Annotated in this window: 11 protein-coding genes; 1 reads left to right on the top strand and 10 read right to left on the bottom strand. The window is 47.1% G+C overall.

Annotation, left to right across the window (positions count from 1 at the left end):
• The 10 genes from H579_RS0117855 to tssB all read right to left on the bottom strand — a co-directional run.
• Nucleotides 1-2,822 (bottom strand): DUF6531 domain-containing protein (locus H579_RS0117855; RefSeq protein WP_028301810.1); only part of this gene is annotated, 2,822 nt, incomplete at its 3' end.
• Complete coding sequence (locus H579_RS0117850) at nucleotides 2,819-3,799, bottom strand: DUF4123 domain-containing protein (RefSeq protein ID WP_051227842.1); 981 nt, start codon at nucleotides 3,797-3,799, stop codon at nucleotides 2,819-2,821. The genes H579_RS0117850 and H579_RS0117855, both read right to left, overlap by 4 nt.
• Before the next feature lie 8 nt (nucleotides 3,800-3,807).
• Nucleotides 3,808-4,878, bottom strand: coding sequence for a DUF4123 domain-containing protein (locus H579_RS0117845; RefSeq protein ID WP_157834652.1), 1,071 nt, complete (start codon nucleotides 4,876-4,878; stop codon nucleotides 3,808-3,810).
• A 22-nt stretch (nucleotides 4,879-4,900) separates the two neighbouring features.
• Complete coding sequence (locus H579_RS26335; RefSeq protein ID WP_051227841.1) at nucleotides 4,901-5,692, bottom strand: ankyrin repeat domain-containing protein; 792 nt, start codon at nucleotides 5,690-5,692, stop codon at nucleotides 4,901-4,903.
• Between the two features lie 28 nt (nucleotides 5,693-5,720).
• Nucleotides 5,721-6,554, bottom strand: a complete 834-nt coding sequence (locus H579_RS26330; RefSeq protein ID WP_051227839.1) for an ankyrin repeat domain-containing protein — start codon at nucleotides 6,552-6,554, stop codon at nucleotides 5,721-5,723.
• Nucleotides 6,538-7,380: an ankyrin repeat domain-containing protein gene (locus H579_RS0117830; protein WP_028301807.1), complete on the bottom strand. Its 843-nt coding sequence runs from the start codon at nucleotides 7,378-7,380 to the stop codon at nucleotides 6,538-6,540. Before H579_RS0117830 ends, H579_RS26330 begins: the two co-directional genes overlap by 17 nt.
• A complete protein-coding gene (locus tag H579_RS26325; protein ID WP_051227838.1) occupies nucleotides 7,346-8,182 on the bottom strand; it encodes an ankyrin repeat domain-containing protein in 837 nt (278 codons plus the stop codon). The genes H579_RS0117830 and H579_RS26325 overlap by 35 nt, the downstream gene beginning before the upstream one ends.
• A 30-nt stretch (nucleotides 8,183-8,212) precedes the next feature.
• Complete coding sequence (locus H579_RS26320) at nucleotides 8,213-9,025, bottom strand: ankyrin repeat domain-containing protein (protein ID WP_051227833.1); 813 nt, start codon at nucleotides 9,023-9,025, stop codon at nucleotides 8,213-8,215.
• A gap of 18 nt (nucleotides 9,026-9,043) precedes the next feature.
• Entirely contained in the window at nucleotides 9,044-9,637 is a 594-nt protein-coding gene (locus H579_RS26315; RefSeq protein ID WP_051227832.1) for a Tle-like phospholipase domain-containing protein, read from the bottom strand.
• A 66-nt stretch (nucleotides 9,638-9,703) separates the two neighbouring features.
• Nucleotides 9,704-10,126 carry a type VI secretion system contractile sheath small subunit gene (gene tssB, locus H579_RS26310; RefSeq protein ID WP_084624208.1) on the bottom strand — a complete coding sequence of 141 codons (423 nt, stop codon included), beginning with the start codon at nucleotides 10,124-10,126 and terminating at the stop codon, nucleotides 9,704-9,706.
• A gap of 762 nt (nucleotides 10,127-10,888) precedes the next feature.
• On the opposite strand from tssB, the gene H579_RS0117805 reads away from it, so the two are divergent.
• Nucleotides 10,889-11,770, top strand: a complete 882-nt coding sequence (locus H579_RS0117805; RefSeq protein ID WP_051227831.1) for a LysR family transcriptional regulator — start codon at nucleotides 10,889-10,891, stop codon at nucleotides 11,768-11,770.
• Nucleotides 11,771-11,888: the final 118 nt, after the last annotated feature.

The raw sequence follows: 11,888 nt of genomic DNA, 5'->3' as shown, positions 1-11,888 counted from the left end.
CCCAGAGGGTCGGTGGATTGCAGCAGTTTATCAAAGGCACCGTACTGATAATGCTGGCTGTCACCTCTGGGGTTGGTGGTGCGGATCAGGTTGCCTTCAATATCGTATTCGAACTGGCTTTCCGTGCCATCTTCCCACTGGATACGGGCCGGGCGCGGACTGCTGTCGTGATAGAACCAGCGACGGATCAGGTCTGGTGTACCCTCTTCCTGATGGCTGATTCGCTGGCTGATCCGGCCCTGAGCGTCGTATCGGAAGGAGACCGGCAGTTGCTGGTTCGTCTGCACCTGCATCAGCTGGCAGGCCTGGTTCCAGTCCAGCTGGGTGGTATTGCCTTCGGGGGAGGTTTCCCGGATTAAACGTCCCTGAGGGTTATAGTCATACCGCCATTGGTTGCCCAGCGGGTCGGTCAGGCTGCGCAGGTTGCGCTGCGCATCAAATGAATACTGCCAGGCGGCCCCCAGCGGGTTGGTATAGCTGACGGGCAGGCCCTGATCATCATATTCATAGCTTTCACTGCTGCCATCCGGCTGAACAACCTCGGTGACCTGTCCCCGGTCGTTGTAGCTATAGGCGGTTTTCTCACCCAGTGGATTAATTACTGCGGTCAGGTTATTACCGTCCCACTCCTGTTCGGTTGCATGGCCCAGAGGATCAACAATACGAATGATGTTGTTGCGCTCATCATGGTGATAGGCCAGTACCCCTTCCAGAGCATTTTTGTAGTAGACAATATTCTGGTCATCGTCATAACGAATCTGATCATGCCAGTAACCGTCGCTACAGCGTGTGGAGATGGCCCGCCCCTGGTCATCGTAATCATGCTCAACCCAGGTTTTATTCAGGTCGGCCCAGCGCAGCATCCGCCCTTGTGTGCCGTATTCGTAATCGAAATTACGTCCGGCATCGGCCCGACAGCGGGTCATCTGTCCCTGCTTGTTGTACTCAAAACGGACCAGTTCCCGAATCGGCTGGCGATCCGGTGTCATCAGGGTCATGCGGGTAATACGGCGGTGTCGTGTCTCAACCTGAATCAGACGCTCATCACTGAGTACCACCCAGCGGAGTATGCCTCGTTCGTACAGGAAGTTATGTGCATTACCGTGGCTGTCACGTATACGGGTCAGCAGTAGTTGAGTGCCCAGAGCATGTTCAAAGCGATAGCACTGACCATCCAGATGATGCAGTTCCAGAGCGCCCTGATAACGGGTTAAACGCCATTCAGGGCGGGTGTCTGCAACGGTAAATTCGCCTTCTTTGGGGATATCAAACCAGGCTTCACCATATTTATCATCGGTAAAGCGTACCAGGTTATCGGTCAGCTCAAGACAGATATCCCAGTTACTGCGCCATAAGCTGCCCAGCAAACCGCTGTAACGTTCACCGGCAGAGCGATAATAACGGCTGTGAACCAGTTCAAGCGGGCCGGGTAGTTCAAAATCGCTGCGCTCCTCAAAGACATAACCGGTTGCCATATCAACCGGTTCGCCTTCGCCCTTGCATTTGTTGGTCTTACATAGCTGGTTCTTTTTACGTGACCGGCTCAGTCCGGTGATCGGGTCGAAGGTGCTGCCACCAGAGTCATATTCAGGTTGCTCCACCCCTGCATTGATGATCAGTACCGGGTTTTCGCTGCCTTTAGCTACAGGGGTTCCAGTGGCACGTGTAATAATTTCAGGGATAAACCCATCAATTTTGTCACTGACAAAACTGGCAATGGCTTCAATGCCCGCAGCAATGGTATCCAGTGCATCAATAATACCGGCAAAATCATCGTCCAGATGTTTAGAGAACCAGCTTTTTCTGGCATCGGCCTGAGACTTTCTCAGGCTAACGGCCATTTTGGCCAGCATCCCTTTGGTTTCTGATACTACGTCACTCAGCAAACTTCTGAACTTCGCCAGGAATTTGACGATGTTGCCATCCGACAGGCTACGAATCACTTTGATCGCCGTCTGAATAGCTACCTTGCCACCATCTTTCAGCGCTTTGATCACGGCTTTGCCGATCACTTTAAGCGCATCACCCAGACCAGGCACCAGAGCAACAATATTCAGCAGCCCTTCGGCTTTATGCCAGTTGTCGTTTAATAGTCCCGGATCTTTATAACTTCTCCAGCACCAGTCACCAAGACAGTAAACGTCAACCGCTTGCCCCACAAGGGGAATACAGCCAATAACCACCTCACAGAGCAGCATAATGGCGATGTTAGAGCCGCCCTCCTGACTGGCGACTTCAGCGGCCACGGCGTTATGGATTTTGTTTACCGCAACTTTAAGGTCTTTGGGCCCCCGATTAATCCGTCTGTTTAATTGCCAGAAGCGGTGATAGGCATCCTTATCATCACGGGCCACCACTGTAATCAGCGAACTGCGATCAACATCAACTTCATCATCATCGCTGTCATCCGGGTCGTACTCCAGATAACCTTTGTCTCTGAGCATGACAAATAACGTGAAGTATTCACCCGCGATGGCGGAGTACATCGGGTTGCTCTGCATGACAGGATTATTTTTTACTGTCTTAGTCGGATCAAAGTCGTCGTCACCTTCTTCCAAAAGAACTTCAAACGGGCCGCAGCCCATGTTTTCAATTTTGCACAGGCCTTTCTTGTCCGTTTTGCCATCAATCAGCTTACCGTTGCTATCTTCCAGAACAAAAGCAGCATTCGGGACAGGTTCGCCATCGTCGTAGACATAATTCAGAATGATTTCACAAGCGCATTCTGCACAACCACCATCCAGCACGTTGTCGGTGGAAAAGTTCATCTCAGCGGCTTCTGCACTGGCTGCCAGTTGAGCTTTTGTATCCTTATTACTCATGCCTGCTCTTCCTTGTCGAGTGATTGGAGGGGGTTGTTAAACAGACGGTCCATTCGGGAGTCCGGGCCGGAAGGTACGCTGCTGTTCAGTACCTCCTGTGCCCAGGGTTGGTGAGTAAAGTCTGCGCCAAAACTCACCGCCAGACTCAGGTAACGCACCAGATCTCTTTCGTTACTGAAGTCGTGTAAACGGGCCTGCTTCACCTGCTGTTCAACAAAGTCATTCAGCGTCGGCTCTGGCCATTGATTCACTTCCGGGTGGTGCTGGCGAATATGTTCGGTATAGCGGATCAGGTTGTCAGCCATAGGCTGGGCTGAAATCGCCAGAAACTGTGCCTCGGTCAGCTGACGGGGTGCCTGAAAGGCCGGGTAAGGGGTAAAGGTGCCGGTGTGTTCCAGGCAGGTGATTTGATCTTTCTGCAGGCCGATAAGGCGATAAACCGGGCCGTAAAAGTCCGCTGTTTCTGATGGTGAGCATGCGGATAACAGGTTCTGAATCACCTGCCAGTCACTGATCCTCAGCAGGCGCAGTTCTTCATCATCGGGCTGGGCTTTTACCAGACTCCAGCTGCGTAGGTGGTTCATCAGAGCGATCAGCTGATCGACCGGTGTATGGGCATTCATCAGCGGGTTCAGCTGTAGGGCGATGCCCCATTGTGGCTGTTCGCAGATGGCTTTCATCTCGTGCCAGTTATCCTGATCAACCCGAATCGCATAGGGTGAGACAGAGGCATGAATACGCCCGGATTGTCCCCAGTACAGGCGATTAGCGGCCGGGTCGCTGAACTGTTCTGCCAGTCCGGGAACGTCCTCATTCAGCGCCGCTTCTGCCAGTAAAAACAGGCCCGGCTGCGTCAGCATCTGCTGCCAGTCGTCCTGCGAGAGTTCGAAGCGGTTTATCACGCTGAGCCTTTCGCCGGAATCGGCGGGTGCAGATGTACCGGATTGCTCAGAAAACGCGTTACGTTGATCGTCCATACTGACTGTCAGTTACCCGGGGGTAACGACTCCTTCTGATGATAATACTGTTGTAGTTCGGCGCGATATTCTTCGCTGCGGCTGAACAGGCCAATGCTGTCTCTCAGGCTGTATTCACGGGTTAAGCGGATAAATTCGGGGTGCTGGTAAAACTCGCTGCTGATCAGGAAGCGATACAGTGCAAAGGTTTCTATAGTGATGTCATCTTCTTGCGGGTACAGGCGGTGGCCCAGTTCCAGACTCTGCTCAAAACGAAGCTGCACCCAGGCCGGATCAAACAGTTCACCCTGCTGTTGCACCAGTTGCTGGTAGATCTGCATCACAATGCGTTCGATGCGGTCTTCATAAAAAATCTGGCTGTAGTGCGCTTTACTCAGGCTGTGGCCGCCCTGTTCAGTCAGTTGCTGTTGCCTTTGCTTCTGTACTGCAAGCGATCCGCTGGTCGCAGGGGTAATCTGCGGAGACTGGCCGGTGTACCAGAAGTAAGTGTCTGCTTCACTGTCCGGCAGGCCGGGCAAATATAAGGTAGCGGTGCCGATCAGGGTGGTTTTATCTTCCGGTGATAACACCGATAACCAGCGACGCATCACCGGGTTGCGGTAAAACTCAAACAGGGAGGTTTCATTGAACGGGTAATGACAGGTCAGCCAGGGGTGCAGCTGCTGTTTCAGGCGGTGTAAATCGTCCGGGCTTTGCCAGATCTGGCCTATATTCTCGAAAGGGCTGTCAAAGGCGCTGTTGGAAACGTTGTTGGCATCATCAGCGGACACATGCGTGGAAGCACTGGGGTCTTCGGTGTCTGCCGCCTCCCGAAGCGCATCCAGCACCCAGTGGAACAGGGTTTCACCGGGGCCACCGTCTTCAATACGAATCAGTAATGGGGAGGCGCCACTGTATACTTCAAAATCAGAGCCATCAAAAAGGCGACACCAGTGGCAGGGGTTGTTCTGAATCTGTGCCTGCCAGAAGTCATGAAACTCAGGATGCACGTCCGCAGCCACCAGCCAGTAAACGGGCTGCTCGCTACGGTTGTATATATCGAATAATCGAATAGGCTTTTGCCTGTCATCCCTGTTCACATTTGCTTCCTGCTTAGCTTTGTTATTGGTCAGATCCTGTGCGAATCGCTTCAAGATCCCATGAGTTGGGGCGGCCTTCTTTGATACGTACCTGGTCAGGAGACAGAGGAGGAAATGCGACACCTCTATTCATCAGGAGCGCCTTTGCTTTAAGTAACCATTCATATTGCTCTGAACCTGGTTGAACCAACTTTTCCTCTATCGCTTCATGTACCGACCAGGCAATATCCCCATCGGTTGAATCCCTTACCGTATGGTCAGCTCCGTTCTTTAAAAGGAGACATACCATGTCAAACTTCAATAGATCGCCAGCGTATATAAGCGGTGTTGCATTGGTCTTATCTGTTCTGTTGATATCTGCACCAGCCGCCAGCATTAAATTCAATTGATCCTTTCTGGCATAAGCCACTACCGGAAACAAAGCGGGCTCACCGTTATGATCAACAGAATCCGGATCAGCGCCTTTATTCAGTAATAACTGCAGCAATTCACTGTCGTTACCACCGGCCACCATCGCAATCAGACTTCCGCCATCTCCTGCAGGAAAATTCGGATCGGCGCCTAACTCTAAGGCTAATCTGATCGCCGCTTTATCTTTCTGCATCACCAGCCAGATCAGTGGCGTAATACCTTCCTGACCATGAATATTTAAATCCAGTCCCTGAGCGATATAACGTTGAGCTTTTGATTGATCCTGATGCTCAATCGCGCTAATCAGTTCAACCATATCCTGATTAAAATAATCGGAAGCCTTGCCATAGTGGCAACCTGAAAACAGAAAACCGGAAAGAATAACGATCAGGTGGTTTAACATTGCTCTGACGATCACTTAACTATGGATCTCAATTTTTCTTTTCTTTCTCCATCGCCTCCAGATCCCACATATTGGGACGGCCTTCTTTAATTCGTATTTCACGAGGCGATGGTGGAGGAAAGGAAACCCCTTTGCTGATTAGCCATTCTTTTACCTTGAGCGCCCAATCCATCTGCTCTGAGTCAGGCCGAATCAGGTTGTCTTTTAAAGCGTCATGTAAAGACCAGGCAAGATCACCGCGAGAAGCATCACGAATGGTGTGGTCTGCTCCCTGTTCTAAGAAGAAGTGAACGATGTCATAAAAGTTGAATGTTGTTGCATAGCTGGCAGGTGTCAGACTGGATTTATCCGTCTTATCAATGTCTACACCATATTTCATCAGCATTCTGATCTGTTCAAATTTATGGTAGGCAATTGCACCAAATATCGCAGGCTCGCCATGCCTGTTCACGCTATTCGGATCCGCTCCATTGTCGAGCAGTAACACCAATAATTCATCATCGTTACCACCAGCAACCATTGCTAATAATGAGTCACCATCGCCCGCAGGAAAATTCGGATCAGCACCTAACTCTAAGGCTAATATGGTCGCTGATTTATCCTTTTTCATGACCAACCAGATCAGTGGCGTAATACCTTCCTGACCGTGGATATTTAAATCCAGTCCCTGATTCAGTAATTCTCTGGCCCGCACACGATCCTGTTTCACAATGCTATTCAACAATTGCGTCATATCACGATCAAAATAATCAGAAGCCATGCCGTAGTGACAGCCTGAAAAAAGCAAACATGATAGAACTGAAAACAGCCGAAAAATAATTGTTTTCAACATAATTACTAACGTATTAATCACCAACAACATTGCATTCAGACCTGTGCATCCAACCTTCTGGGTCTTCACACCAGACAATACCTAATTTTTCTCTTTGTTCTTCTGGAGATAATACGGGGAACTCTGCACCTCTATCTATCATCATTTCTTTTATTTGCTGTAACTTTTCGTAAGGCTCGGATCCTTCTATATAACTCTCGAGGTCTCTTTGAACGAAGTAAGGTGAGCTTCGCCCTAAGCTATCGATATGGTGAACATCAGCACCATAATCAATCCACTTCATAGCTAAATCATAATCCAGTCGAGATAAGGCATCCATGAGCAAGCTTTTACCAATCTTTGTTGTTTTATTTGCGTCAACTTTATTTTCCATCAAAAAATAAAGTGCATCATAGTTATTCCATTTTTGGGCTAAAAAAGCAATTGGGATACCTTTTTCTGTATAATCTGGTGAAACCCCATTATCAATAATTATCTTTAGTGGCCCAATATCATTAATAGTGATAGAGGAATGTATTGCACTGAACTCTCTATCGTTATCATCCACTGCCAGCGCAGTGGGTGATGCACCATTTTCTAATAAATGCAACATAGAGTCTTTTGACTTTAATTTTACTGCATAAATTAGCAAGGTGTATCTTTGGTTTATTCCTGATTTGTCTATATCATCTATCTGATTTAAAGCTTTAGCTAAATCATTAGTATCATTACTGTATATGGCTTTGGCAGCTTCTAAATAACTACCAGTAAAATAGCTTTTGGGGTTGTACTCTGATGCCATTGTTTTCCCCAGCATTAATATTGTATATAGGAATAATATATTAGCTGCTATTTTCAGATGATTTATAGCGGTCATTGTTTTTCTTTTCTTTCTCCATCGCCTCCAGATCCCACATGTTGGGACGGCCTTCTTTAATGCGTATTTCACGAGGCGATGGTGGAGGAAAGGTAACCCCTTTGTTGATAAGCCATTCTTTTACCTTGAGCGCCCAGTCCATCTGTTCTGAGTCAGGCCGAATCAGGTTGTCTTTTAAAGCATCATGTAAAGACCAGGCAAGATCACCACGAGAAGCATTACGAATGGTGTGGTCTGCTCCCTGCTCTAATAAGAAATGAACGATGTCATAAAAGTTGAATGTTGTTGCATAGTTAGCAGGTGTCAGACTGGATTTATCCGTCTTATCAATGTCTACACCATATTTCATCAGTATTCTGATCTGTTCAAATTTATGGTAGGCAATTGCACCAAATATCGCAGGCTTGCCGTGCCTGTTCACGCTATTCGGATCCGCGCCATTGTCGAGCAGTAACACCAATAATTCGTCATCATTACCACCAGCAACCATTGCTAATAATGAGTCACCATCGCCCGATGGAAAGTTCGGATCTGCACCTAACTCTAAGGCTAATCTGATCACTGATTTATCCTTTTTCATGACCAACCAGATCAGTGGCGTAATACCTTCCTGACCGTGGATATTTAAATCCAGTCCCTGATCGATATAGTGTTGAGCTTTTGATTGATCCTGATGTTCAATTGCATTGATCAACTCAACTGTACCCCTATCAAAATAATCAGAAACTATGCCGTAGTGACAGCCTGAAACAAACAAGCCTGATAAAATAGTGACCAGGCGGTACAATACTTTTCCGTTCATAACATTGCGGTAGCTGACTTTATTTTTTACTCAGCTTTTATTTTCTTTCTCCATCGCTTCTAAATCCCACTTATTCGGTCGACCTTCTTTTATACGCACCTGACGAGGTGATATCGGAGGGAAAGTGACTCCTCGCTCTACCAGAATATCTCTGACTTTTAACAACCAGGGATATTGGTCTGATTCAGGGGCAGTAATTCTTTTCTCAAGCGCAGTATGAACAGACCAGGCAATATCGCCATCCGTAGAATCACGAATAGTATGATCCGCATTATTCATCAGTAACCTGTAGGCCATTTCATATAGCCTTAATGAACCAGCGTAATTCAAAGGCGTAGCATTGCTTTTATCTGTTTTGTTGATATCTGCACCTGCAGCCAGCATTAAATCCAGCTGGTCCTTTCTGGCATAAGCAACCACCGGAAATAAGGCTGGTTTGCCGTTATGATCCACTGAATCCGGATCGGCCCCTTTATCCAGCAATAACTGCAGTAATTCACTGTCATTACCACCGGCCACCATCGCCACCAGGCTCCCACCATCATCTGATGGGAAATCAGGATCGGCGCCTAACTCAATCGCCAGCTGAACCGCTGCTTTATCTTTCTGCATCACCAACCAGATAAGTGGCGTAATGCCTTCCTGGCCATGAATATTTAAATCCAGCCCCTGATCCAGCAATTCTCTGGCCCGCACGCGATCCTGTTTCACAATGGTATTCAACAACTGTGTCATATCACGATCAAAAAACTCTGATGCCTGCATGCAGCCTCCATTCAGTACACTTGCACTGACCAGTCCTAATAACGCCGCCAGCTTTTTAAAATATCGAAAAATATTCATCTCTGAATGTATCAGCTCTTATCCACTCAATAGTGTCTTAATATCTTCTTTTTTCTGGCTTTCGATGCCATCAATAACCTGATCCATACCATGCCTTGCAACAGGATTCATGCCACTGCCAGGCAGATCGCGCTTACTGCCAACCGCTTCAGGTACTTTGGGCACCAGAAATGAGCCTATGGCTAAACCGATACTCGCCCCGACAGGCCCTCCCAGCTTATTACCCAGTGCCGTTAAACCTCCGGTAATGGCCGTATTAGCATTTTCCTGAGCCAGAGTAAGTACTTCACCTTTCACAGATTGGGTTTGTATCAGCTTACTGGTTTCTTCAAGACTTAACCCACCTTTACGTGCGGGGGTATCCGGGTGAAGTCCCGCAGCATTAAAGGTATATCCAGGTTGGCCTGTAACGGCGACCCCTGATGATGCCAGACCGCCTCCCAGAGAATGACCAACAATACTAAAGTCATCTCCAACAGCTCTTTGAGTTTTCTCCGCCAGTTCCATAGCCTGATTATACTGATCTGTCTCTTTACCCATGCCCTGCATCAGATTGGTTTTCCAATCCTGCTTACCGGTCACGCCATTATTGGTGCCCCGGTACGTCAGCATGGTTTCGCCATTAATATCTGACTCTGTAGGGGACAAAAAATCTGAAAGGCAGGCGGCATAGAACCTTTAATAGTGCCAACTATCTTGACAAACACCGCCCAGTGGGCCTTTCAATGCCTGGAGTGCTTCGCGTAATTCAATTAGCTTTTTCAGCTCAGGCACTTGTTGAGCAATAGAGTCAGGAGCAAAGTCAGAGAGTGATTTAAAAGATAGCTTGACGGGTAGATCAACGTCATCTTCGTCAACCAAGCGGTTTTTAACGGAGGTCTCAATATTAAGATCGGAGGCTTTCAGTACAGATTGGAAATTATTTTTATCGATAGAAACAATTTCCCTTTCTTCAATAGGGGTATCTTCCGGATGCCCTTTATAGTCACCAACAACCAGCATCTTCAGCGGCAGTTCGATTTCGGCCTGCTGATCACCGGTTGCCGGAACATACTTGATATTGATGCGCTCTTTAGGCGCAACGCTACCTTCCTTAGCCATTTTCAACTCCTGGTATAAAATTAATCTGTTAAAGCAGTAAGAACTAATCTATTGCAATGTCGGTCCCATTTAAGAACCAAATTCAACAGCGAGCCAAATATCCATTTTTCTATTTACTATGTCCAGAATAAAAAAATACACTAATACGACGCATGCGGTCTCAAGGTTATGCGGTAAGAAAATGTTTTATTTTGTTTTTATTAATATATTGCGACATTTTTTATCACATTCATAAAATATGTATTTTTTGTTTTATATAATAATGATGTTTGGTTGTAAGGTGTTGTAAATCAATTGGTTGTGCGTGTTTTTTTGTTTGGTGCTGCGATTTCATTTGTCGCAGAAAACAAGACGCTTATGCCTGATTTTACTATCATTTTTATAAGCTAATTTGACTTGATGTTTTTTGATGGAAAACGAAGGTTAATTTATTTGTAAATTTTTTTATCTATAGGTGTGCTCAGCTAATAATGTCGGTAAGAATAAGTTTTTTGGTCTGTTGATGTTTTACATTGATAACTATAAAACGTTCAGGAATGGATGAAACACGATAATAATCATGCTCTGCCTGATCGTATGTTAGCTGGCTTAAATGCTTCAGTATGACAATGAAGCGATTGAGGAAGATAGATATATGATTGGTATATGTTTGATGAGATAAGCGTCTGTACAAGAATATTTCGATTACATTTATACGTAAAGCAAAGTACGCTAAAACCGGCTTCATGGCGTATATACAGGAATAAACAGAAGGCAGGCACTATGCTGAAAGATCTGAATATGAAACACCTGTACTATTTCTGGGTGATCGCAGAAACTGGCTCTATCGCCCGGGCCAGTGAGTATCTGGACCTGGCCCCTCAAACCCTGAGTGGTCAGCTCACGGCTTTTGAAGCCAACTATGGCACCCTGTTTACCCGTAATGGTCGCAGTCTAAAATTGAACCCTATGGGCGAGCAGGTACGCCAGTACGCCAATCAGATCTTTACCATGGCCGGTGAACTGGATCAGTTTCTCAATCAGCCCAGAGCCTCAATGCCACTTAACCTGAATATCGGGATATGTGCGTCTATTCATAAACTGATCGCTTACAAACTGATTGCACCTGCTATGGAGCGCAGCAGCGAGGTGCACCTGAAAGTGGTCAGCGGTCACCAGGCTGATCTGATGCGCAGCCTGCAAAGTCAACAGCTGGATATCGTGTTAAGCAATCAACCACCACCTGAGCAAAACCAGTCGCTGTTTTTTACCCCGCTGCTCAGCTCTGCCCTGTCGCTCTTTGCTACGCCTGAAATAGCAGAGAAGTTGATCCCGGATTTTCCTCACTCTCTTAATGGTCAGCCGCTATTAGCCAATGACACCGATACGCCCTGGTTTTATGAGCTGATGAACTGGTTGAAAAAGCGCAATATCCGCACCAGGGTTTGCGCCGAGATCAGTGACAGCGCTTTAATTAAGATCTTTGCCCAGGAAGGGAAAGGGATTTTTGCCGCACCCACTGCAATTAAACAGCAGGTGTGTCAGCAATACGGGGTGCAGGAGATTGGGGAAACCTGTGAGGTCTTCAGCCAACACTATGCTATTACCCGTACACCAGACCCGATCCACCCTGCTATTCAGCGGATTTTAACGGATAGCGCGTAATTCTCCTTCCAAAATTAACGAGCTCAGGCGAGATATTTTGGTGGGAGATGGATAGCGCGGCCAACGTCAAGTTGGCCTATCTTGATTCTCGATGTACTCTTTGAGCACTTCAACTGGT

The sequence above is a fragment of the Oceanospirillum beijerinckii DSM 7166 genome, assembly GCF_000422425.1.
Lineage (GTDB): Bacteria > Pseudomonadota > Gammaproteobacteria > Pseudomonadales > Halomonadaceae > Oceanospirillum > Oceanospirillum beijerinckii.
Note: the sequence above shows the minus strand (reverse complement) of the source record. Positions and strands in the feature narration are given on the sequence as shown.

Coding starts and splice junctions, on each gene's coding strand:
- H579_RS0117850 (WP_051227842.1), bottom strand. CDS start 3,799: ATGGACGATCAACGTAACGCGTTTTCTGAGCAATCCGGTACATCTGCA.
- H579_RS26335 (WP_051227841.1), bottom strand. CDS start 5,692: ATGTTAAACCACCTGATCGTTATTCTTTCCGGTTTTCTGTTTTCAGGT.
- H579_RS26330 (WP_051227839.1), bottom strand. CDS start 6,554: ATGTTGTTGGTGATTAATACGTTAGTAATTATGTTGAAAACAATTATT.
- H579_RS0117830 (WP_028301807.1), bottom strand. CDS start 7,380: ATGACCGCTATAAATCATCTGAAAATAGCAGCTAATATATTATTCCTA.
- H579_RS26325 (WP_051227838.1), bottom strand. CDS start 8,182: ATGAACGGAAAAGTATTGTACCGCCTGGTCACTATTTTATCAGGCTTG.
- H579_RS26320 (WP_051227833.1), bottom strand. CDS start 9,025: ATGAATATTTTTCGATATTTTAAAAAGCTGGCGGCGTTATTAGGACTG.
- H579_RS26315 (WP_051227832.1), bottom strand. CDS start 9,637: ATGCTGACGTACCGGGGCACCAATAATGGCGTGACCGGTAAGCAGGAT.
- tssB (WP_084624208.1), bottom strand. CDS start 10,126: ATGGCTAAGGAAGGTAGCGTTGCGCCTAAAGAGCGCATCAATATCAAG.
- H579_RS0117805 (WP_051227831.1), top strand. CDS start 10,889: ATGCTGAAAGATCTGAATATGAAACACCTGTACTATTTCTGGGTGATC.